Source organism: Cryobacterium suzukii (assembly GCF_004403185.1).
GTDB classification, from domain to species: Bacteria; Actinomycetota; Actinomycetes; order Actinomycetales; family Microbacteriaceae; genus Cryobacterium; species Cryobacterium suzukii.
Genome location: NZ_SOHJ01000014.1, coordinates 155399 through 178340, shown reverse-complemented (window position 1 = coordinate 178340; position 22942 = coordinate 155399). Strand labels below are relative to the sequence as shown.

The following is a 22942-nucleotide window of genomic DNA, read 5'->3' as shown; positions in this document are numbered from 1 at the left end:
GAAGGCCTCCTACAGGATTATTATTGTGCGAAATCTTTGGGGTTGCGCCGAATTCGCTTGATATGCCGAGTGGCCCCAATGCCCAACAGCGTTACTAGGATACCAAACACCACGAGTACAGCGAGCGGCAGACTGATATAGGTCAATGTCAGTTGGTTCGGCAGCCAGGCTGTGAGCACATTTTGGGTGGGAAGAGCCGGGTCGTCGTCGGCAGCGGCCGGGGCCTCAGCGACCGGAACTTCGGTGGGAACCACCTCGATCTGCGCACGACGGTGCAATGTGATCCACTCGGTCAGGAGTGCGCTCGGGGTGGGCCCGGTCGCCGGAGCGACATAGCGGGTCACCGCAGCTGCAGCATCGATGAGGCCGTTGCCGTAGATCGGACTCGGCACGGACTGCCCGTTGGCGTTCGCGGTCGCGATGACACGGTTCATGACGCCCGCCGCATCGAGATCTGGATAGGCTGCCCGTACGAGGGCGACCAGCCCGGACACGATCGGCGCGGCCGCGCTGGTTCCGTCCCACTGAACGTAGCTGGAATCGGGCATGACGCCGACCAGCTTCTCGCTCGGAGCGGCGATGGTGATGGTGATGCCCTGCGAGGACGCATCGAAGCTCGCCGTCTTGTTGCGGTCGACACCCGCCACCGTCAGCACGCCGGGGATCGTCGCGGGAGCACCGACCTCGGTGGTGCCACTCCCCCGGTTTCCGGCCGCGGCCACCACAACGACATCGTTGTCAAAGGCGTAAAGGAAGGCCTCATCCCAGCTCTCCGGCCAATACAGCGTGTTGCGGGTGAGCGACATATTGATGACGTCGGCGCCGTTGTCAACAGCCCAGCGGATGCCCTGCGCGATCTGGTCATCGTTGCTCACTGCGGAACGGGTGCTGCCGAACCCCACCGACACCGCCAGAATGGATGCCTCCGGCGCCACTCCGATGAGACCAGTGCCGTCACCGGTGCCGCGACCGGCCAGCAGCGAGGCCACCAGGGTGCCGTGTTCGCCGTCATCGTCGTCACCGGCGACCGGAGTTTGGCCGTTTGCGGAGCCGAGGCCGGAGACATCCGTTCCCCCGGTCACAACACCGTTCAACTCGGGGACGCTGCCTTTGACCCCGGAGTCGATGACGGCGACGGTGACGCCCGCGCCCCGCGTGGTATTCCAGGCTTCGGTGAACCCGTAGTCGTTCAGCCAATACTGCAGGTCACGAATCTGGTCGGCATGGGCGGCGGGTGCGTCGAGCACGACGGAACCCGCGACAGTGCCTCCGAAGAGCGCTGCCGTGAGGGCGACCGCGAGTCCCGCGCTGACCCGACGCCCAGCGACCCGTTGTGCGGTCGAAGTCACTCCGGATCCGTCCCGACGGTGGCGGCCGCGGCGGCGTAGTCCAGGCAGACACAGACCGTCGGCGACCAGTCCGCACGCGCCAGCGCGAGGTCACCGATCGGGTTTACGCCGGGGCCGGCGGCCAGGGCGTGCGCGGCGAGGGCGTGCAGGCATTTGACCCGACTCGGCATGCCACCTGAGGAAATCCCGGCGATCTCCGGCACGGTTCCGAGCTGCTCGCGGTCGAACAGAAAACTCTCGTGAGCGGCTTGGTATGCGGCGCGCACCTCGTCATCGTCGGCGAGCAGGTCGTTGTATTCGTTCATCACCTGGGTAGCTTCGAGCGACGAGATCGCGGCCGTCGCGGCCGGGTGGCAGAGGTAGTACAGGGTGGGAAACGGAGTTCCGTCGGCCAGCCGGGGAGCGGTGGCGACCACGGTCGGCGCGCCACAGACGCAGCGAGCGGCGATGCCGACAACGTTGCGGGCCGGGCGCCCGAGCTGGGCCGAAACGAGATCGATGTCGGCCGGAGTGAACGGATCGAACGGCGGCCGGGTCACGGAGCCACCGGCGCGGGGGCATCCGTCGCTGGTATTGATGTCGCTGGTGCTGCGGCTTGCGGAGCGAGGCCGGCAGTCATGGTGGAGGCGAACAAGGAACCCAGCCAATCAATTGTGGTGCTTTGAATATCGGTACTGACCGGGCTCGTTTCCGCTTCGAGCGGAGCGACGACCGGCAGGTCGTTGATGACGAGAAAACTGATGTCGCCTGGCAACACGTACGACAACCGCTCGCGTGCCTGCGTCGTGACGTAGGTGCGGTCGTTCCAGCGTTCCCGCTGACTGGTGAGCTGGTCAACCTCGGCCTTCTGGTCGGAGACAGCGGCACTGAGCTGGCTGATCTGCTGCCGCTGCTCGGCGTAGGTGCGCAGGCTCGGCGCCAGCACCACGACGGCGAGGATCAGCACGACCATCATCACGAGCGAAAATCCGGAGAAGCGGATGCTACGCAGCCACCCGCCCGCGGGCGTTTCAGCCTCTGAAACGGCGGGTTGCTGTGGGGCCGGTCGTTTCTGACCCATGGCAACTCCTTTCGCTGGCGCTGAACGTGCTGGTGAAAATGGTAGCGAGTGCGGCTGTGGGCCCTCGACCAACTGAAAAAAGGATGGTCGAGAGCCCGTAGGTGCTGTCGGGCGTTGTTACGCGGTGAAGCGGGGGAACGCGGAGCGGCCCGCGTACACAGCGGCCTCGCCGAGTTCTTCTTCAATGCGCAGCAGCTGGTTGTACTTGGCGACGCGCTCGCTACGTGCGGGGGCGCCGGTCTTGATCTGTCCCGCATCCGTTGCCACGGCGAGATCGGCGATGAAGGTGTCCTCGGTCTCTCCTGAGCGGTGCGAGATGATCGCGGTGTAGCCGGCGCGCTGGGCGAGCGAGACGGCATCCATCGTCTCGGTCAGGGTACCGATCTGGTTGACCTTGACCAGGATGGAGTTCGCGGCCGTGAGCGAGAGGCCCTTGGCCAGACGCACCGGGTTGGTCACGAACAGGTCGTCTCCAACGATCTGCACCTTGTCGCCGAGTGAGGCGGTGAGGTGAACGTAGCCGTCCCAGTCGTCTTCTTCGAGCGGGTCTTCGAGGGAGACCAACGGGTAGTCGACGACGAGCTCAGCGTAGTAGGCGCTCATTTCTTCGGCCGAGAACTTCTTGCCTTCGAAGTTGTAGCTGCCGTCCTTGAAGAATTCGCTTGCGGCGACGTCGAGGGCGAGTGCGATGTCCTTGCCGGGAACGTAACCGGCGATTGTGATGGCTTCGACGATGAGATCGAGCGCGGCCCGGTTGCTCGGCAGGTTGGGGGCGAAGCCGCCCTCGTCGCCGAGGCCGGTGGACAGGCCCTTGGACTGCAGCAGCGCCTTGAGCGAGTGGTAGATCTCAACGCCCCAGCGCAGCGCCTCGCTGAACGACTCAGCGCCGAGCGGAACGATCATGAATTCCTGGATGTCGACATCGTTGTCGGCGTGCGAGCCGCCGTTGATGATGTTCATCAGGGGCACCGGCAGAGTGTGCGCGTTCGGGCCGCCAAGGTAGCGGAACAACGGCAGGCCGGCCGAGCTGGCTGCAGCCTTGGCCACGGCCAGGCTGACGCCCAGGATGGCGTTGGCGCCGAGGCGCTCCTTGTTGTCGGTGCCGTCGGCTTCGATGAGCACGAGGTCGACGATGCGCTGATCGGTCGCGTCGATGTCTTCGACCGCGGGGCCGAGGTCGTCGATCACTGCTGCGACGGCCTTGAGCACGCCCTTGCCCTGGTAGCGGGCTGTGTCGCCATCGCGCAGCTCATAAGCCTCGAACACCCCGGTGGATGCGCCGGACGGCACTGCGGCGCGGCTGACGGTTCCGTCGCCGAGCAAGACTTCGACCTCGATGGTCGGGTTGCCACGGGAGTCGAGAATTTCGCGTGCGTCTACTGCCTCAATTAGGGCCACAACTGTCTCCTGATTTGTCGGGGGTGAGCGTCTGGGTAGACGCCGGGATACTGGTCGGAATGAAAGTAGGGGTGTGCCGGGTGATCCAGGCGGTTTCAGTCTAACCAAACGTGTCGGCCGATCCGCTGAACCGGCGTCAGACGCCGAGCGGCTTGAAATCGAGGTCGATAGCCGCCTGCGTGTCAGCGGTCACGAACGCGAACCGGCCGTAGCCGGCCTCACCAGCCCGGTCGAGCAAGGCCTTGAGGTTCTTGGTGCGGCGTTCCAGGCGCACCCGCAGTCCCCCGGCGACGAGGTCGCGCTTGAGGGCGACCAGACGGGCCGGATCGGCGTCTTTCTCGTGTACCAGTACGACCGCGTGCTCAGCGGATGCGGCATCCGCCTGCAGCAGGTCGACGATGCGTTCAAAGCCGATCGAGAATCCGCAGGCGGGTACGTCGGTGCCGAGGAACCGGCCGATCATGCCGTCGTAACGGCCGCCGCCGCCGAGGGAATAAGCCAGGTCAGGATGGGAAATCTCGAAGATGGTGCCGGTGTAATATCCCATGCCGCGCACGAGGGTCGGGTCGAACGCGAGGTCGACGCCGGGCAGGGCTGCGCGCAGAGCAGTCAGGTCGGCGAACGCCTCCGGGTTGAGCCACTCAGGCGCGCTGTCGCCGAGGGACCAACCCCCGGTACCGAGCTCGGTGAGCAGGGCGGCCAGGTCGGGGGCGTCAATGCCGAGGGCGCCGAGTTCGGTGGCAACACCGTCAACACCGATCTTGTCGAGCTTGTCGATTACGATCAACGCCCGCTCGGTCAGGTCTGACCGGACGCCCCAGTGCGCGAGCAGGGCGCTGAGGATGCGGCGGTCGTTAATGCGAATGGAGCAGCCCGTGAGGCCGAGCTGGTCGAGGGTTGCGGCCGTTGCGGTGATCAGTTCGATCTCGGCGAGCGGGCCGGCCTCGCCGATGATGTCGATGTCGCACTGCATGAACTGGCGGTAGCGGCCCTTCTGCGGGCGTTCGGCTCGCCAGACCGGGGCGATCTGAATCGACCGGAACACAGCGGGCAGGGCGGCGCGGTGGGTGGCATAGAAACGGGCGAGCGGCACCGTGAGATCGAACCGTAGTCCGAGGTCGGCCAGGGACATCAGGTCGTCCTGCTCGGCTGCGGCCGCGACATCCGCTTTGCTAAGGCCGCGCTTCAGAACAGCGAAGGCAAGCTTCTCGTTGTCGCCGCCGAGCCCCGAGTGCAGGCGGGCGGAATCTTCCATGACCGGGGTTTCGATCTCGTCGAAGCCGTGCGCCCGAAAACTCTCGCGGATGATGCCGAGGGAGCGTTCGCGTACGGCCTTGTCGGCGGGGAGGAAATCGCGCATGCCGCGCGGCGGGGTCACTGCAATAGCCATGAGGTAATTCTCTCAGTTGCCGTGGGTGCGATTCACCGCCCGCCCCCGAACGGGAGTGCACCCTAGACTCGGGGGAACAAGTGGGGGTGTGTCGATGTCGGTGACGACAGTTTTCGGGTCTGGTGGGATCGTACCCAGCGGGATCGCGGTGACCGGGGTCAGCCGATCGTTTGGCAGTGTGCTCGCGCTGCGGGGCGCCACGCTGACCGTTCCGGCCGGGTCGGTCACAGCCCTGATCGGCCCGAACGGCTCGGGGAAGACCACGCTGCTACTCATGCTCGCAACGTTGCTCACCCCCGATACCGGCACCATTCGCATCAATGGTCACGACCCGGTTACCGACCCGGAACGGGTGCGCGCCGTCATGGGCTGGATGCCGGACACACTCGGTTCCTGGCCGAGCCTGAGCGCCCGGGCGGCCCTGCAGATCACCGGCCGCATGTACCGCATGACCGGCGAGCAGGCCGCCGTGCGCGCCAACGAACTGATCGCGCTAACCGACCTCGTTGACTTCGCCGACCGGCCATCGCGGGTGCTGTCGCGCGGCCAGAAGCAACGCCTGAGCCTGGCCAGGGCGCTCGTGCACTCCCCCGGAGTGCTGCTGCTCGACGAGCCGGCCTCTGGCCTCGACCCCGCGGCCCGTGCGTCGCTGCGCCAACTGCTACGCCGTCTGGCCGGCGAGGGCACCGCCGTCCTCGTTTCCAGTCACGTCCTCGCCGAACTCGACGAAATGGCCGATGCCGCCGTGTACCTCGCCGACGGACGCACGGCGAGCCCGGAACAGGTGGCCGCGGCGGGCGCGAGTGCCAGATCCTGGCGCATCCGCTCACTCGATGAGTCAGCTTTGGAACGTGCGCTGGCTACGCCCGGCGTGGTCGGTGCCCTCGTGCTGGTTCTCGGTGTGGACCAGCTCGGCACCCTCGTGCAGGTCGAAAATGAGGCCTCCGCCGCCGCCCTACTGCACAATTTGGTACTGAGCGGGGTGCCGGTGTGCGATTTCGGGCCGGCCGTCGGCAACCTCGAGCACACTTTTCTCGACCTCACGCGGGACAGACCGGCGCGACATAGTTCTGTCGTCGTCAACCCGGAGGTAACGCCATGAACGACCGCAACCGCCTGTTCCTGACCGGACTCTGGTTGATCGTCACGCTGGAACTGCGCCAGCGGGTGCGCGGCGTCTCCTGGTATGTCCTGCTGGGTGTCTTCATGCTGCTGGTGGGCATCGTCACGTTTCTGCTCTGGCTGGCCACCTCGGCGTGGCTATCCGGCGGCGGAGGGGTGTTCTCGACCATCATTTTCTTTGTGCTGCTGCTGGGAACACTGGTGTCGCCGGCGCTATCGGGCAACGCCATTAACGGCGACCGGGATGCCGGCACCCTCGCCACGACGCAGGTCACACTCATCAGTACCGGGCAGCTCGTGCTCGGCAAGTTTCTGGCCGCCTGGATCACCGCGCTCGCCTTTCTGGCGGCGGCGCTGCCGTTTCTCATCTTCGCGGTCGTTCTCGGCAAAGTTTCGCTCGGCACGATCAGCGTGTCGGTGCTGGTGCTCGCGGCCGAGTTGGGCGTGATCGCGGCGGTCGGAGTGGGGTTGTCTGGCATTTTGAGCCGACCGCTGTTTTCGATCGTGCTGACCTACCTCATGGTCGCGGCGCTCAGCCTTGGCACGCTCATTGCGTTCGCCCTGCTCGGCACCGCCACGCAGCAGGAGGCGACCAGCGTGAGCTACCAGGTCGTTGAGTCGATCTATGACGAGCAGACCGGCAAGCAGTCGGACATCGTCTGCTCCACCCCCGAGACCTCGACCTACAACGTGCCGCGCTTCGATTATTTCTGGTGGATCCTTAGCGCGAACCCGTACGTGGTGGTAGCGGATGCCGCGCCCGGCAGCTTCGACGCGGGCGGCCATCCCACCGACCTGTTCGGTCAGATCGCCGTCGGCGTGCGGAGCGCGCAGGTCCCCCCAGAGCTGTACACCGAGTACAACGGATGCCAGGAGGCTGCCAATGGGTACGCCGACCGGCAATTCGACAGCGGTCCAACACCGCAGGAGATCTACGACGGCGCGGTGCCCAGCTGGTTCATCGGCCTATTCATCCATCTGCTGCTCGGCGCAGGCGCCCTGACTTGGGCGTGGCGCCGCACCCGCACCCCCGCGACGCACCTCCCCTCCGGCAGTCGTATCGCGTAGTACAGCGGGAGGTTAGGACGGGAGTGCGATGATACCGGCATCGAAGGCATCGTCGGCGGGATGCTCGGCACCGCGAATCTCAGACTGCAAATCGCGCACGGCGACTCGCAGCGCTCGTTCGGCGTCGAGGCCCTGGGCCCGGGCGGACGCCACGATGGCCAATAGCAGCGGTCCGAGATCAGCCTCGGACGCAATCGGAAGCGGGAAACCGGCATCCGGTTCGAGCAGCCCAATCTTCTCGGCCCGACCGAGCACCTTGTCGGCCAGGGCGAGGGCCGGCATTCCTGCCGGGATGCCATCGAGCACGCTCGTGCGCCCCGGCTTCTCCTCGGCCTTGAAACCGTCCCAGGCAGCCGACACCTCCTCGGCTGTCTTGAGGGTGAGATCACCAAACACGTGCGGGTGCCGCCCGATCATTTTCTCGGTCAGGCGCGCCGCGACATCCTGAATATCGAAGTCCTCCTCCGGCGTGTGGGCAGCCAGGTCGGAGTGAAAGAGCACCTGGTAGAGCACATCACCAAGCTCTTCGAGCAGGTCGTCCCGGCCGCCGTCTTCGATCGCCTCGATCAGTTCGTGGGTCTCCTCGACCAGGTGGCGAACGAGCGAGGCGTGGGTTTGGTCGGCGTCCCACGGGCATCCGCCCGGCGCGCGCAGCCGCGCGACGGTGGCGATGAGGGTATCGAGGGGCGTCACATACGGTTGCGTAGCGGACGGATGAACAGCGGATGCCGGATCCGGGCCGTCTGCCGCCCGCGGCGCTGGCGGTGCCGGGTTCGTTTCCGGCAGCGACGCCCCGGCACGGGCCGATGAAAACAACGGATCTGTCATGGTTGTGCACTCCTCGATCGGTTCCATCGTAAACGGCCTCCTTGGGGCGGTCAGCTGCCTCGTGTATTCTGGATAAAGGTGAGTCGGGAAGTCTGGTCGGCACATCATGAGCGCGCCGGAAAAACCAGAGGATTTATTATGACCGAACCATTCCGCCAGCCCAAGCCCAAATCGGCCCCGTCCACCGCCACCATTCTGCGCCGCGGCAGTCATAGCGAAGTCGTCCGCATCTCCAGTATTTTGCGCAAAGAAACCGTCGGTGGTGCCATTTTGCTGGCTGCGACCGTGGCCGCCCTGATCATGGCCAACTCTGGCCTCTCAGACGCGTACTACTCATTGCGCGACTACAGAATCGGTTACGAGCCGTGGCACCTGGAACTGAGCCTCGGCGCGTGGGCGGCTGACGGCCTGTTGGCGATCTTCTTCTTTCTCGCTGGTCTCGAACTGAAGCGTGAATTCGTCGCCGGCGATCTGCGCAGCGTGAGCCGGGCCATCGTTCCCGTAGCCGCCGCAGTCGGTGGCGTGATCGTCCCGGCCCTCATCTATGTACTGATCAACCTCGAGTCGGGCGCCGAAACACTGCGCGGCTGGGCAATTCCCACCGCGACCGACATTGCGTTTGCCGTTGCCGTTCTCGCCGTTATTGGGTCGAAGCTTCCGCCGGCCCTGCGCATCTTTCTGCTGACTCTCGCCGTGGTCGACGATTTGCTCGCCATCGCGATCATCGCCTTCTTTTACACGGACGCCATCGCCGTTCTGCCACTCGTGCTGGCCCTGGTCCTGATCGCGCTGTTCTGGATGTTGACCCACAAATTCTCCTACTTCTTCGGCACCAGAGCCTGGGCCGCGTGGCTGATACTGTTGCCTCTCGGCTTCATTGTCTGGGCGCTCGTGCACGGTTCTGGCGTGCACGCGACCGTAGCCGGGGTACTTCTCGGCTTTGCCGTGCCGGTGCTACGCAGCAAGCGCGGCGGCGGGCCCAATGCAGGCCCAGGCCTGGCCGAAACCTTGGAACATCGAATCCGTCCGCTGTCCAGCGGAATCGCGATACCGGTGTTCGCCTTCTTCTCCGCCGGCGTCACCATCGGCGGCGCCGATGGCCTGTACCGCGCGCTCACCGACCCGGTCGCGGTCGGCATCGTCGTCGCACTCGTCGTGGGTAAGCCCATCGGAGTATTGCTCGCCACCTTCATCGTGACCAAGACCACCAAGGCGGCCCTTGACCCCGATCTGGCCTGGATCGACGTCATCGGCGTCGCCGTGCTGGCCGGGGTCGGTTTCACCGTGTCGCTGCTGATCAGCGAGCTCGCCTTCGGCCAGGGCAGCCCGCACGACGACCACGCCAAGGTAGCCATTTTGGTCGGTTCCCTCCTCGCGGCACTCCTGGCCACGGTGATCCTGCGTCTGCGCAACCGCCACTATGGGCGCATCGCCGAGAAAGAGGCCATCGACAGCGACAACGACGGCATTCCAGACGTGTACCAGCCGGAACAGCCCTCGAAGGGCTAAGCGGAGCACCACGGGCACCACTTGGGTCGGACGCGCGGGAGATACGCCACTACGCGGGAGTTCCCGTCTGGTCAGAACTCCCGCGCCACTCGACGCGCTGGACCTGCGCCAGTGCGCGGGAGTTCGGCCTCCCGCGCACTGGCGCAACACCCGCGCACCACGAAGAGGCCTATGCGGTGACGCTCGGCACGGCCGGCGGGAAGATCGCGGCCAGCAGAGACTTGGTCCACTCGATCAGGGCGTTGTCATCGAGCGGTTCGCCGTTCGGGCGAGGCATCGGTACGCTCAGCGCGCCGGTGGCCGACACGTACCGCGAGCCGGGGTACATCCGCTGCAGGCGCACCTGAATCGAGTCCGCCAGGTCGGCGGGCGCCACCCGCAGGTTCGAGCCCATGGCCACGACCTCGCTGAGGTTCGCCTGCTGCGCCTGCCAGCGTAGCCGCGACACGGCGACGAGGTTCTGCACCGGTACGGGCGGTTCGCCGTAGCGGTCGGTGAGTTCGTCGAGCACGAGGTCGATCTGGTCATCGGTCGCCGTCGGTGAGCTCGCACTGGAGAGCTTCTGGTACGCCTCGAGGCGCAGGCGCTCACTGTCGACGAAGTCGTGCGGAATGTGCGCGTCGACAGGAAGTTCGAGCCGCAGCTCGGTCTGTCCCTCGGCGACGTCGCCGCGGAAGGTGCTCACGGCCTCACCGATCATGCGCAGGTACAGGTCGAAGCCCACACCGGCGATGTGCCCGGCCTGCTCGCCGCCGAGCAGGTTGCCGGCGCCGCGAATCTCGAGGTCCTTGAGCGCCACCTGCATGCCGGCGCCGAGTTCGTTGTTGGCGGCGATGGTGGCAAGCCGGTCGTGGGCGGTCTCCGACAGCGGCTTGTTCTCGTCGTACAAAAAGTAGGCGTACGCGCGTTCGCGCCCACGGCCGACCCGGCCGCGCAGCTGGTGCAGCTGACTGAGGCCGAACTTGTCGGCGCGGTCAATGATGATGGTGTTGGCGTTGTTGATGTCGAGGCCGGTCTCGATGATCGTGGTGCAGACCAGAATGTCAAACTTGCGCTCCCAGAAGTCACCGACCACCTGTTCCAGCTGTGCCTCCGGCAGCTGCCCGTGGGCGATCGCAATACGCGCCTCCGGCACGAGCTCGGCGAGCTCTGATGCGATGCGGTTGATACTCGTGACCCGGTTGTGCACGAAGAAGATCTGGCCTTCGCGCAGCAGTTCCCGGCGGATGGCCGCGGCCACTTGCCGCTGCGAGTACGGTCCCACAAAGGTCAGAATCGGGTGCCGGTCTTCGGGCGGGGTGGCAAGGGTCGACATTTCACGGATACCGGTGACCGCCATCTCGAGGGACCGCGGAATCGGCGTCGCGCTCATCGCGAGAATATCGACGTTGGTTTTGAGCTTCTTCAGGGCGTCCTTGTGCTCAACGCCGAAACGTTGCTCCTCGTCGATAATGACGAGGCCGAGGTCTTTGAAGATAATCGATGGCGAGAGCAGCCGGTGCGTGCCGATGACGACGTCGACGGTGCCGTCGAGCATGCCGGCAATGGTTTCGCGCGACTCCTTGTCGGTTTGGAACCGTGACAGGGCACGCAGGTGAATCGGGAATCCGGCGAACCGTTCTTTGAAGGTTTCCATGTGTTGGCTGACCAGCAGGGTGGTCGGCACGAGCATGGCGACCTGCTTGCCGTCCTGCACGGCCTTGAACGCGGCACGAATGGCGACCTCGGTCTTGCCGAAACCGACGTCACCGCTGAGGAGCCGGTCCATCGGGATGGGCCGTTCCATATCGGCTTTGACCTCGTCGATGGTGGTCAGCTGATCGGGGGTCTCCACGAAGGGAAACGCCTCTTCGAGTTCACGCTGCCACGGGGTGTCCGGCCCGAAGGCGTGCCCCTTGCTGGCCATCCGGGCCGAATACAGTTTGACGAGTTCAACGGCAATGTCGCGAACCGCTCTGCGCGCCTTGGTCTTGGCGCTCGACCAGTCGCTGCCGCCCATCTTGCTCAGGGCTGGAGCCTCGCCACCGACATAGCGGGTGACGAGGTCGAGCTGGTCGGTCGGCACGTACAGCCGGTCGCCGGCGTGCCCGCGCTTCGACGGAGCGTATTCCAGCACGAGGTATTCGCGGGTGGTCTTGACCGGATTGCGGCCGCCGCTTGACACCTCACGCTGGGTCAGTTCGAGAAAACGGCCGATGCCGTGCGTCTGGTGCACGACGTGGTCGCCGGCCACGAGCTGCAGCGGGTCGACGACGTTTTTACGACGGCTGGCGAGCTTCTTGATCTGCCGCTCGGAGTACCCGACGGTGCGCCCGTAGAACTCCGACTCGCTGATCAGCGCGAGCTTGCTCTGCGGCAGTTCAAAACCGTGATCGACGGATGCCTTCAGCAGGTAGGCGATACCCGGTTCCGGTTCCAGCGGCCACACCTCTACCACCCGCACCGGCAGCTCGCGTTCGGCGAGCACCTGGGCGGCGCGTTCGACCAGGCCTGCACCCTGGGCAACAATGCCGACGACCCAGCCGTCGTGCAGGCGGGAGGCGACGTGACCGACGGCTCCGTCGACGCTGCCGGCAAAGGTGGGCACGGCATCCGCTTCGATGCGAATGGTGAGCAGTTCGTCCATTTCGAGATGTTCGGGCAGAACCGGCGCATCGGTCGGTGCGGCCTGGAACGTGCTCAGGGTCCACCAGTTGTGACCGGAGGCCGGTGCGCCAGGAGCCGAGTAGGTCACGCTGTCGCGCAGGCGCCCCAGGGTGAGAAAGTCGCCGGATGCTAAGTCGATCGGGGCGTCCGCACCAGCCGTCGCTGCGCTCCAGGCTGCCCCGAGAAACTCCCGGTTGGTCTCGGCGAGGCTGATCGCCCGGCTTGCGACCCGTTCCGGTGAGATCACGGCAACGGCGGCGTTGGTCGGCAGGTAGTGGGTGACGGGCACCAGCCGGTCGACCAGGGCCGGCGCGAGGCTTTCCATGCCCTCGACCGGAATTCCCTCGGCGATCTTGGCGAGCAGGCCGGCCAGGCTCGGAAATTCATGCTGCATTTCGCGGGCCCGTTGCCGCACGGCGGGGCTGAGCAGCAGTTCGCGGCTGGGCGGCAGGCTGACGGATTCGACCGGTTCGGGCAGCGAGCGCTGGTCGGCCACGCTGAACAGGCGAATCTGCTCGACCTCGTCGCCGAAGAATTCGACCCGGTAGGGGTGCGAAGCGACCGGCGGAAACACGTCGAGAATTCCCCCGCGTACGGCGAACTCGCCGCGCCGGGTGACCATGTCGACGCGCGCATATGCGACGTTGATCAACTGCAGCACGATCGCCGAGAGGTCATGGCCGCGGGCGCCGACGGTGAGCCCGATCGGGTCGTAGTCGGTGAGGTTGTCGGCGACGGGTTGCAGGGCGGCCCGCACCGAGGCGACGACGATGAGCGGACGCCGCTCTGCTGGGTCTTGCTCCTGCCATTCCCGCATGCGGCGCAGGGCGTGCAGACGCTTACCGACGATCTCGGCGCTCGGGCTCAGGCGTTCGTGCGGCAGGGTCTCCCAGGCCGGAAAGTCGATGATTTCGGCGCTCGTGGCGAAGCAGCCGAGATTTTCGCGGATCGCCTCCGACTCGCGGCCGGTCGCGGTGATCACGAACAGAGCCTGGGCATCATCGCGGCGCAGGTCGAGGAGCGCGGCGAGCAGCGCGGCACGCAGGCCCTCAGTCAGCGAGAAATCAGCATCCCGGCTGGCGTAGGCGAGGGCGTTGTCGAACGTGGAGGCGCGCGCGAGCGCTGCGATTAAGCCCTGAAGGATCACTGAACGAGTCTACGCACTGGCACCGACAGTGCCGAACTCAGGACGAAGAGTGGAACTTCTGCTGAGCGGCCACGACGCCGGCGGAGGCGATCAGTTCGACCGCGTCGGCGGCATCCGCTATCAGATTGGGCAGAACGGCGCGCTCGGCGGCAGCGAAGTCGTGCAGCACGAAATCGGCCGGATTCTGGCGACCGGGCGGGCGCCCGATGCCCATTCGAATGCGAATGAAATCGTTGGTTCCGGTGGCGGCGATGATGTCGCGCAGGCCGTTGTGGCCGCCGTGACCGCCGCCGACCTTGATTTTGAGGGTGTCGAAGGGCAGGTCCAGGTCATCGTGCACGACGATGAGCCGGTTGACGGGCAGCGAGTAGAAGCGCAGCAGCGCTGCGACCGGGCTGCCGGAGACGTTCATGAACGTGGTGGGCCTGGCCAGTACCAGCTTGGGTCCACCGGGCGCGAGGCGCCCTTCGGCCACGAGGGCGGCCGTTTTGTGACGCTTGAAGTTTGACGTGAGACGGTCGGCGAGCTCAGCGACCACCATCTGTCCGACATTGTGCCGATTGCCGGCGTAGTCGGGCCCGGGGTTACCGAGCCCGACTACGAGCCACAGGTTCGTGTCCAGGGAATTCCTCCGTGTGCGAGGGCGAAAGCCCAGACGGAACCAGTTGAAAATTACAGTTACGCGGCGGGCGTGGCGGCCGGGGTGCCGGCCGTGATGACCTCGGTCTCGGCCTCTTCCTCATCTTCGCCACGCGGGGTGTGGACGTAGACGACGAGGACGTCTTCGTCGGAGATGAGCGTGGCGCCGGAGGGCAGCGGAACGTCCTTGGCGTGAACCTGGGCTCCGTCTTCGAGGCCTTCGATCGACACGGTGACGTTCTCGGGGATGTCGGTTGCTTCGACCTCGAGCAGCAGGGTCTTGGTGTCGAAGTCGGCGATCGTGCCGGCGAAGGACTCGCCCGACATGTGCACCTGAACTTCAACCTGGACCTTTTCGCCCTTGCGCACGACGACGAGGTCGATGTGCTCGATGATGGCCTTCACCGGGTCCTTCTGCACGTCCTTGACCAGAACGAGCTGCTTGGCGCCCGCGATGTCGAGCTCGAGGATCATGTTGGCGCGACGCAGCAACAGGGCGATGCGGTGGGCGGGCAGCGACACGTGCACCGGCTCGGTGCCGTGGCCGTAGATGACGGCAGGGATCTTGCCGAGTACGCGCAGCTTGCGGGCCGCGCCCTTGCCAAAGCTTTCGCGCAGTTCAGCGGCGACGGCGTTTACTTCTTTTTTAGCCATGGTATTTCTCCTTGCCGGGCGCAATGCCCGAGTTCTGGTTCGCGGGCCGAAGCCCGAAAAGTGGGTACTGATTCAACTCGAACGCATGTCAGCGTGAGGAAAAGCCCAGGGCCTCGTCCGCCGCGTCGATAACGGATGCCGCCGGCCCACTGATCTGGCCCGGCACTATCCCTCGCCGAAGTTCGTTGTCAAGCTTACACAGTTCGGGCCGAGCCTGCAGCCCGGGCGTGTCGTGCGGGCCGGACTACCAGTCGTGCACGGTGCCGTCGGCCAGCCGGTTGAAGGGTAAATACGCCGTCTGGTATGGGTATTTGCCGGCCTCGTCGACGTTGAGGTCGACTCCCAGACCGGGCTTGTTGCCGGGGTGCAGGTAGCCGTCGGAGAAGCTGAACGACTGTTCGAAGACACTGTTGGTGGCGTCGCCGTGCTGCATGTACTCCTGGATTCCGAAGTTATGGATGGCCAGGTCGAGGTGCAGGGCGGCCGCCATGCCTACCGGGGAGATGTCGGTCGGGCCGTGAATACCGGACTTGATCTGGTATTGCGCGGCGTAGTCGAGAATCTTCTTCATGGGCGAAATGCCGCCGGTGTGGGTCACCGCCGATCGCACATAATCGATGAGTTGGTCTTTGATCAGGGTCTGGTAGTCCCAGACCGTGTTGAAAACCTCACCAATCGCGAGCGGTGTGGTGGTGTGCGAACGCACCAGGCGCAGGGCATCCTGGTTTTCGGCCGGTGTGCAGTCTTCAAGCCAGAACAGGTCGAACGGTTCGAGCGACTTGCCGAGTTTCGCCGCCTGGATCGGTGTCATCCGGTGATGCCCGTCGTGCAACAGGGGCAGTTCGGGGCCGAATTCAGCGCGCACACCCTCAAACACGGTCGGCAGGTGCCGCAGGTAGGCGCGGGTGTCCCAGTCTTCTTCCGCCGGCCTGGCCGCGCGCTGGGCCGGTTCGTAGTCGTAGCGCTTGCCACTGGTCTGGGTCTGCGCGGCGACTCCGTAGATGGCTTTGAGCCCGGGAATGGCGGTCTGCACGCGAATGGCCTGGTAGCCGAGCGCCTGGTGCTTGCGGATGGAGTCGAACAGTTCGGGCAGGTCGCGTCCGGAGGCGTGGCCGTAGGCGAGAATTTTATCCCGGCTGGCTCCGCCGAGCAGCTGATAGAGCGGCAGGCCGGCGGCCTTCGCCTTGAGGTCCCACAGCGCCACGTCGACGGCGGCAATTGCGGCCATGGTGACCGGGCCTCGACGCCAATACGCACTGCGATAGAGAAACTGCCAGGTGTCTTCGATGCGATGCGCGTCGGAGCCCAGCAGCAGCGGAACGACGTGCTCCTGCAGATAGGCCACAACGGCCAGTTCGCGGCCGTTCAGGGTGGCGTCGCCGAGCCCGACGAGCCCGTCATCGGTGGTGAGGCGCAGGGTCACGAAATTGCGATCCGGGCTGGTGACGACGACTTCTGCTCTGTCGATTTTCATGGCGTTCTCCTTGGTCGTGCGGGTGACGAGAATACGGGGGCAAGCGGATGCCGGGTCAGCGCAGGGTGGTCCCGGCCGGTGCGGCGAGCAGGGTGAGCTCGGCCCGGGTCGGCGCGCCCTCCCAGTCGCCAATGGCGGCGACCGCGAAGGCACCGGTGAGGATGCCGCGGTGCAGCGCGTCCGCAGGGGTGAGGGCGTCCAGCACTCCGGAGAGGTAACCGGCGGTGAAAGCGTCGCCAGCGCCGATCGTGTCGCGCACCGACACCGGGATCGCGGATGCGTGCACGATTTCTCCATCGCTATACACGCTCGCGCCGAGGGCTCCACGCTTGATGACGAGCGCACTGACACCGCAGGCCGCGAGCTCGGCGGCCGCCCGTTCTTCTGCTTCGGGGGTACCAGCACCGGTCACAATAAGTCCGAGTTCGTCATCGGAGGCGATAACGATGTCCGCGCTGCGGGCCAGAGCCGACAAGGTCGTGCGGGCCGCAGTCGTGCTCCAGAGTTTGGCGCGATAGTTCACGTCAACGCTCACCAGGGCGCCGGCTGCGCGCGCAAGCCGCACAGCCTCGGTCACGGCCTCCGCGGCCGAACGCGAGAGAGCGGGGGTGATGCCGGTCACGTGCAGAAGGCGAGGTGGTGCAGCCAGGCAGGCAGCGGCATCCGCTTCGCTGAGCGCGGAACCGGCGGAATCGCTGCGGTAATAGCTCACCCGGGACAGGTCGTTGATGCGACGTTCAGCAAGCATGAGCCCGGTCGACCGGTCGGCGTCGATCGCGACGGTGTCGACGAGCACCGACTCCGCCCGCAGAGTTCGCAGCAGGAAGACACCGACCTCGTCGTCGCCGACGCGGCCGCCCCAGCGCACGGTGTGGCCCAGTCGGGCGAGGCCGATGGCCACATTCGATTCAGCACCGGCCACGGTCATCTGCAGGGCACCGCCGAGGCGAAGCGGGGTGCCCGTGCGCAGGCTCACCATGGTTTCGCCGAGGGTGACGACGTCGGGCCCGGTCATGCGCGCGCAGCCGCCAGTTGATTGACGTCGTCGCGCACGGCGAGGAAGCCGGCCGCCCGACCCCTGAGGGCGTCGAGGTCGCCGCCGCGTGCTGCATCTCCGAGCAGGGGGCTGCCGATGCCGACGGCGAGAGCTCCGACCGCGAAGTATTGCGCGGCCAGCGCGGCATCGACGCCGCCGACGGGCACGAACGGCACGTCGGGCAGCGGGTCGCGCAGCGCCTTGAGATAGGCCGGGCCGCCGAACGATCCGGGAAACAGCTTGACCACGGTGGCGCCCGCACTGCGGGCCGCAACGACCTCGGTGGGGGTGAGCGCGCCGGCGCAGACCGGAAGGCCCAGCTGGGCCGATTCGGCGATGGCGTCGGTCACGGCCGGGGTCACCATGAACGTTGCGCCGGCTGCGGCGCTGCGGTGCACGTCGTCGATGGTCAGCACCGTTCCCGCCCCGACCAGACAATCACTCGGAGCAAGCCGCGCGAGTTCCGCAATGATTCCGAGCGCATCGGTCGTTACGAGAGACACTTCCAGAAAGCGGATGCCGCTGGCAAAGAGTGCGAGCGACGCGGCAAGCGCCGCGTCCGGGTCGGTTGCACGAATAATGGCCAGCAGGCGTTCACGTTGCAGCCCGGCGAGAAAGTCATTCGGGGTGCACGAAACCGTCATAGCCGTCACCACTCGGCCAAGGCGCCGTCGGTGTGCCGCCAGATCGGCGAACGCCAGGTATGTCCCCGCGAGTCGGCGGCCCGCACCGCGACCTCATCGATTTCGATGCCGAGGCCAGGTCCGGTCAACAGCTCAATGTTGCCGTTGACGAATTTCAACGGTTGTTTATCGAGCACATAATCCAGCACTTCGGCGCCCTGGTTGTAGTGGATGCCGATGCTCTGCTCCTGGATGAGGTAGTTGGGAGTGGCGAAACCCACCTGCAGGCAGGCCGCCAGCGCGATCGGGCCGAGCGGACAGTGCGGAGCCAGCTGTACGTCGTACACCTCGGCCATCGCCGCAATGCGACGCACCTCGGAAATGCCGCCGGCGTGGGACAGGTCGGGCTGCGCCACAGCGATTCCGGCCTGGAGTACCGGGAGAAAATCCTGCCGCGTGTAGAGCCGTTCCCCGGTCGCGATGGGAATCGCGGTGGCCTGGGCCAGTTGTCCGATCAGGTGGGAGTTCTCTGGAACCACCGGCTCTTCGATGAAGAATGGGCGCAACGGCTCCAGCAGCGGGGCGATCCGGCGGGCATTGGCGAGCGTGAACCGGCCGTGAAAGTCCACCGCCACATCGCGGTCGGGGCCAAGTACGGCCCGCGCGGCCGCGACCCGTTCGAGCACGCCGTCGATTTCGGCGACCGTGCCGACCCTGCTCATGATGCCGGAAGCGTTCATCTTGACGGCGGTCAACCCCACGGCCAGCTGCGCCGCGATCGCGTCGGTGATGCCGCTCGGATCGTCGCCGCCAACCCAGCCGTACATGCGGATGCGATCCCGAACCGCCCCGCCGAGCAGCTGGTAGACCGGCACCCCGAGAGACTTGCCCTTGAGATCCCACAGGGCCTGATCGATGCCGGAGACGGCGCTGCCGAACACCGGTCCGCCGCGGTAGAAGCCGCTCTTGGTCAGAACCTGCCAGTGGTCTTCAATGCGGTCAGGGTCGGCCCCGATGAGATATTCCGCAAACTGGTCGACAACGGTGCGCACGGCATCCGCGTGACCCTCCAGACTCGCCTCGCCCCAACCGATGATGCCGTCGCTGGTCTCGATCCGCACAAACAACCAACGGGGCGCGACAAGAAAGGTTTCAACGCGCGTGATCTGCGACACGGTCGACCTCACCACCTTCTGTTTCGGCGGCGAGAGCCGCGACGATCCGTTCGACGATGGTGCCGGGCGGTTCAACAATGTCCACGGTCATGCCGCGTTCATCATCCGTTCGCACCTCGAGCGTGTCGAACTGCGATTGCAGCAGCGCTGGAGGCATAAATTCGTGGGTACGGGCGCGGAGCCGGGCGGCGATCAGGTCGATCGACCCTTCCGGATCAACGACGAACAGGTCGCCGACGTGACCGCGCAGCAGGTCTCGATAGCTGCGTTTAAGGGCCGAACAGGCGATGACGATTCCGTTCGGATAATCTGCGGCGAGGCACCGCCCCACCTCGTGCAGCCAGGGCAGCCGATGCTCGTCCTGCAACGCATTGCCGGCGGCCATAACTGCCTTGTTGACGGCGGGATGCAGGGTGTCGCCGTCGAGAAACTGGGCACCGAGGCGCTCGGCGAGAAGTTCACCGATGGTCGACTTGCCTGAACCTTGCACACCCATGACGACGATCGGAGGGAGACTCACCCTCAGCCCTTGGTCGCACCGGCGGTCAGGCCGGACACGATGTATTTCTGGGTGAACAGTGCGATCACCATGATTGGAACGGTGACGACGACGGCTGCCGCCATCAGGCTCCCCCAGTCGATGCTCGCATACGAGACGAAGTTGAAGATCGCCACCGGAAGGGTTTTGGTATTGGCTCCAGAGAGTACGAGGGCGAACATGAAGTTGTTCCACGAAAAGATAAAGGAGAGGATGCCGGCGGTTGCGAGTCCGGGAACCGACAACGGCAGGGTGATCCGCAGGAACGCGCCGATGTGGGTGAGGCCGTCCACCTGCGCCTGCTCCTCCAACTCGAGGGGAGTCGAGTCGAAGTAGCTGATCATGATGTAGACGATGAGCGGCAGGGCGACGAACATGTGCGACAGAATCAGCACACCGAAGCCGCCGACCATGCGCATGTTGGCGAAGATGAAGTACCACGGCACGAGCAGGCTAACGCCGGGGATGATGCGTGCCATGAGCACGACCAGCGCTGACCGGTGCATCGCGAAGCGACTCATCGCATAGGCGGCCGGAACTCCGATCAGCAGGGAGAAGAGCGTGGACAGCAGCGCCACCCAGAAGCTATTGAAGATGAATCCAAAATAGTTGTTGCGGCTGAGCACATTGTCGTAGTTGTCGAGGGTCGGCGTGAAGAACACGGTCTTGCTGGCGTCGTAGATGTCGACATTGGTTTTGAGCGACGCAATGAACATCCAGACCAGCGGAGCGATGAATAGCAGCACCGTGAGGGTCAGGGCGACGACACGAAAGATCTTGTACGCCCGCGGTTTGCGACGCCGCGGTGCAGTAGGGACCGGGCGCGGTGTCTCGATGACGGGACGCGCTGGCAGGGTTGTGGTCATGACCGGTTCGCCTTTCTGCGGTACGTGAGCACCCACATGATCGCGATGATGAGCAGGAAGAACAGGATCAGCACGGTGGAGGCGATCCCGTAGTCGTTGTAGTCGAAGCTCAGGCCGAAGGCGTAGATGTTGAGCGTTTCTACCTCGTGGAATGACCCGCCACCCTTGCCCTTGGTGGCATAAAGGATGTCGAAGGTTTTGAGGGCGTCGATTCCCCGAAGCACGATAGTGACAATGACGGTGGCGCGCATCAGGGGCAGGGTGACGAACCAGAAGCGCTGCCAGGAGTTGGCGCCGTCGATGCGGGCCGCTTCATCGGGTTCGTCGGAGAGTGACGTGAGGCCGGCCAGCAGCATCAGTACGACCATCGGCGTCCACTGCCAGATGTCGACGAACATGAGCGTCGGCAGCGCCGTGTACTGGCCAGACAGCCAGGGCTGGGCGGGAATACCGATCCAGCTGAGCACCTGGTTGGCAAAGCCGATGTTCGGGTCGAAGATGAGGCGCCACATCATGCCGACGGCGACCGGGGTGGCGACCAGCGGCAGCAGGATCGCGACCCGAACCCATTTCTCGCCGCGGAACGGACGCCAGAGCAGCAGGGCAATACACATTCCGAGCACAAGCTCGATGGCGAGCGCTCCGCCGGTAAAGACGAACGTGCGCATCACGGCGGGCCAGAACCGTTCGGTGTCGGTGAGAACCTCGAGGTAGTTACTGAATCCGACCAGGTTGGATGCAGCGCGAACCGACCCCTCGGAGTCGGTCACGCTGAGGTACAGGGTCCAGCCCAGCGGCACCGCGATGAGCAGCCCGACGAAGATCATTGCTGGAGAAGCGAAGAGCCACTTGCGATGACGGTTTGCCCAGGTGGAATAGTTCTTCCACATTGAGGGCTTGGTGGTGACCATTGTGGTCATCATTCACCTCACACTTGCTGTTGCACGTACAGAATGACGGGGGCTGCCGGGGCGGATGACCACGCTTGATCATCCGCCCCGGCTCAGTGGTACGGGCTATTCGTCGTCGAGGATGCCCTGGAAAGCATCGCTCGCGGCGTCCGCTGCTGCGTCGGAGTCGCCGCCGGTGATGGCGATAACGATCGGATCTCCCACGATCTCCCGAGCTTCGGGCACCTTGATGACGCGGGGGCGGTCATGACCGACGCCGTTCTTCGTGCTCGTGGCGATCGCAGCGGCGAGGTCGGCCGGGTAGGTCGATGTGCCCTCCGGGTCTTCCCAGACCGACTGGCGCGCACCGGGAACGCCGTCCTGCTGCACCTCCAGGGTCAGTTTCGCACTCGTCGCCCATTCAATGAACGACCAGGCTTCGGCGGAGTAGGCCGATTCCGCGTTGATGCCGAGTGCCCAGGACGGCACGTTGTAGGCGACGGAGCCGCCGGGGCCGGCCGGCATCGGCGCGAAGCCGACCGTGTCGGACACCTTGGACGTCTCCGGGTCGGTCGCGTTCTTGTAGAGGCTGTCGGCCTCGGTGTACAGGCCGGCCTGACCCTGCGTGAAGATGGCCATGGCTTCCGGCCAGCTCATGTCGGTGCTGACATTCTCGGGACCGTAGTCGCGGATCAGTCCGCCGTAGAACGCATAGGCTTCCTTGGCTTCCGGGCTGGCGATGGCTGAGTTACCGTCTTCGTCGATGAAGTCACCGCCGAAGCTGTAGAGAAAGCTGGAGAACTGGGTGACGGCGGCGGACTTGCCGGTGCGGGCAACGAAGCCGGCCACGCCGGGGTTCTGTTCCTTGATCGCCTTGGCTGCAGCTTCGAGTTCCTCCATCGTGGTCGGCACCTCGAGTCCGGCCTTGGCGAGGAGGTCCTTGCGGTAGTACAGCACTTCCTGCTCGGTAATGATCGGTACCCCAACGACATTGCCGTCATAGGTCGTCGACTCGACCGGTCCGGACTGGAAGTCACTCCAGTCCCAGTCAGCGTTCGCCTCCACGTCGTCGCTCAGGTCGGCGAGATAGCCGTTCTTCGCGAACAGCTTGCCTTCCTGAAGCGGGCGATACATCATGACGTCGATCTCGTCGGTGCCCGCATTGAGCTTCACGTTGTACTGATCGGAGAGCTGGTCTTCGCCGTATTGGCTGAGCTCGACCGTCAGGCCCGTGGCCGCCTCGAACTCAGGCAGTTTGCTCTTGATCGTGTCGGTCCAGACGTGGTTGGCGAGGGTGACCCGAAGAGTCTTCGCGCCCCCGTCGTCACTTGCACCGGCACTACACGCGGTAAGTGTGCCCGCCGCGAGGAATGTCGCGGCGACGATGGCCGCAACGCGAACAACTGAATGACGCTTCACTGTGTCTCCCATTCGCAGAACCGCCGCTTTGTGCCTCGGTTCCCAACAGAATGCATCTTTACATCTGTCTCGAAAGAAAACGTTACCGAATAAAGCATACTTATTCAAGTT

Annotated in this window: 20 protein-coding genes; 3 read left to right on the top strand and 17 right to left on the bottom strand. The window is 65.2% G+C overall.

The annotated features are described in order from the left end of the window. Positions 1–20: 20 nt before the first annotated feature. From E3T39_RS14610 to hisS, 5 genes are all read right to left on the bottom strand, one after another. On the bottom strand, positions 21–1349 hold the full coding sequence (locus tag E3T39_RS14610) for a S8 family serine peptidase (RefSeq protein WP_134516563.1): 1329 nt from the start codon (positions 1347–1349) through the stop codon (positions 21–23). After that, positions 1346–1888: a DUF501 domain-containing protein gene (locus tag E3T39_RS14605; RefSeq protein WP_134516561.1), complete on the bottom strand. Its 543-nt coding sequence runs from the start codon at positions 1886–1888 to the stop codon at positions 1346–1348. The genes E3T39_RS14610 and E3T39_RS14605 overlap by 4 nt, the downstream gene beginning before the upstream one ends. Beyond that, positions 1885–2409, bottom strand: a complete 525-nt coding sequence (locus tag E3T39_RS14600; protein ID WP_134516559.1) for an FtsB family cell division protein — start codon at positions 2407–2409, stop codon at positions 1885–1887. Before E3T39_RS14600 ends, E3T39_RS14605 begins: the two co-directional genes overlap by 4 nt. Before the next feature lie 117 nt (positions 2410–2526). Next, positions 2527–3807, bottom strand: a complete 1281-nt coding sequence (gene eno / locus E3T39_RS14595) for a phosphopyruvate hydratase (RefSeq protein ID WP_134516557.1) — start codon at positions 3805–3807, stop codon at positions 2527–2529. A gap of 136 nt (positions 3808–3943) precedes the next feature. Then, a complete protein-coding gene (gene hisS / locus E3T39_RS14590; protein ID WP_134516555.1) occupies positions 3944–5197 on the bottom strand; it encodes a histidine--tRNA ligase in 1254 nt (417 codons plus the stop codon). Positions 5198–5291: 94 nt separating this feature from the next. On the opposite strand from hisS, the gene E3T39_RS14585 reads away from it, so the two are divergent. Next, the gene (locus E3T39_RS14585; RefSeq protein ID WP_174845144.1) at positions 5292–6299 is read left to right on the top strand and encodes an ABC transporter ATP-binding protein; all 1008 of its coding nucleotides are present in this window, start codon (positions 5292–5294) and stop codon (positions 6297–6299) included. After that, positions 6296–7387 (top strand): ABC transporter permease, encoded by a 1092-nt coding sequence (locus E3T39_RS14580; RefSeq protein ID WP_134516553.1) that lies wholly within the window; start codon positions 6296–6298, stop codon positions 7385–7387. The genes E3T39_RS14585 and E3T39_RS14580 overlap by 4 nt, the downstream gene beginning before the upstream one ends. Before the next feature lie 12 nt (positions 7388–7399). On the opposite strand, the gene E3T39_RS14575 is transcribed toward E3T39_RS14580, so the two are convergent. Next, positions 7400–8215 carry a nucleoside triphosphate pyrophosphohydrolase gene (locus E3T39_RS14575; protein ID WP_134516551.1) on the bottom strand — a complete coding sequence of 272 codons (816 nt, stop codon included), beginning with the start codon at positions 8213–8215 and terminating at the stop codon, positions 7400–7402. A 138-nt stretch (positions 8216–8353) separates the two neighbouring features. Between E3T39_RS14575 and nhaA the strand changes: the two genes are divergently transcribed. Beyond that, on the top strand, positions 8354–9724 hold the full coding sequence (nhaA, locus tag E3T39_RS14570) for a Na+/H+ antiporter NhaA (RefSeq protein WP_134516549.1): 1371 nt from the start codon (positions 8354–8356) through the stop codon (positions 9722–9724). A 169-nt stretch (positions 9725–9893) separates the two neighbouring features. Here nhaA and mfd read toward each other — a convergent pair whose 3' ends face one another. From mfd to E3T39_RS14515, 11 genes are all read right to left on the bottom strand, one after another. Continuing rightward, positions 9894–13517: a transcription-repair coupling factor gene (gene mfd, locus E3T39_RS14565; RefSeq protein ID WP_134516547.1), complete on the bottom strand. Its 3624-nt coding sequence runs from the start codon at positions 13515–13517 to the stop codon at positions 9894–9896. A gap of 37 nt (positions 13518–13554) precedes the next feature. Then, positions 13555–14139 carry an aminoacyl-tRNA hydrolase gene (gene pth, locus E3T39_RS14560; RefSeq protein WP_134516545.1) on the bottom strand — a complete coding sequence of 195 codons (585 nt, stop codon included), beginning with the start codon at positions 14137–14139 and terminating at the stop codon, positions 13555–13557. A gap of 56 nt (positions 14140–14195) precedes the next feature. Further along, positions 14196–14810: a 50S ribosomal protein L25/general stress protein Ctc gene (locus E3T39_RS14555; protein ID WP_134516543.1), complete on the bottom strand. Its 615-nt coding sequence runs from the start codon at positions 14808–14810 to the stop codon at positions 14196–14198. A gap of 244 nt (positions 14811–15054) precedes the next feature. Further along, entirely contained in the window at positions 15055–16284 is a 1230-nt protein-coding gene (manD, locus tag E3T39_RS14550) for a D-mannonate dehydratase ManD (protein ID WP_134516541.1), read from the bottom strand. Between the two features lie 55 nt (positions 16285–16339). Further along, on the bottom strand, positions 16340–17299 hold the full coding sequence (locus tag E3T39_RS14545; protein ID WP_134516539.1) for a sugar kinase: 960 nt from the start codon (positions 17297–17299) through the stop codon (positions 16340–16342). Then, complete coding sequence (locus tag E3T39_RS14540; protein WP_134516537.1) at positions 17296–17964, bottom strand: bifunctional 4-hydroxy-2-oxoglutarate aldolase/2-dehydro-3-deoxy-phosphogluconate aldolase; 669 nt, start codon at positions 17962–17964, stop codon at positions 17296–17298. Before E3T39_RS14540 ends, E3T39_RS14545 begins: the two co-directional genes overlap by 4 nt. A 5-nt stretch (positions 17965–17969) precedes the next feature. Next, complete coding sequence (gene dgoD, locus E3T39_RS14535) at positions 17970–19118, bottom strand: galactonate dehydratase (protein WP_134516535.1); 1149 nt, start codon at positions 19116–19118, stop codon at positions 17970–17972. Next, the gene (locus tag E3T39_RS14530; RefSeq protein ID WP_241979731.1) at positions 19096–19638 is read right to left on the bottom strand and encodes a gluconokinase; all 543 of its coding nucleotides are present in this window, start codon (positions 19636–19638) and stop codon (positions 19096–19098) included. Before E3T39_RS14530 ends, dgoD begins: the two co-directional genes overlap by 23 nt. 2 nt (positions 19639–19640) lie before the next feature. Then, positions 19641–20522 carry a carbohydrate ABC transporter permease gene (locus E3T39_RS14525; RefSeq protein ID WP_134516534.1) on the bottom strand — a complete coding sequence of 294 codons (882 nt, stop codon included), beginning with the start codon at positions 20520–20522 and terminating at the stop codon, positions 19641–19643. Then, positions 20519–21445 (bottom strand): carbohydrate ABC transporter permease, encoded by a 927-nt coding sequence (locus tag E3T39_RS14520; protein WP_241979730.1) that lies wholly within the window; start codon positions 21443–21445, stop codon positions 20519–20521. Before E3T39_RS14520 ends, E3T39_RS14525 begins: the two co-directional genes overlap by 4 nt. A 93-nt stretch (positions 21446–21538) precedes the next feature. Beyond that, positions 21539–22831 carry an ABC transporter substrate-binding protein gene (locus E3T39_RS14515; RefSeq protein ID WP_241979729.1) on the bottom strand — a complete coding sequence of 431 codons (1293 nt, stop codon included), beginning with the start codon at positions 22829–22831 and terminating at the stop codon, positions 21539–21541. Positions 22832–22942: the final 111 nt, after the last annotated feature.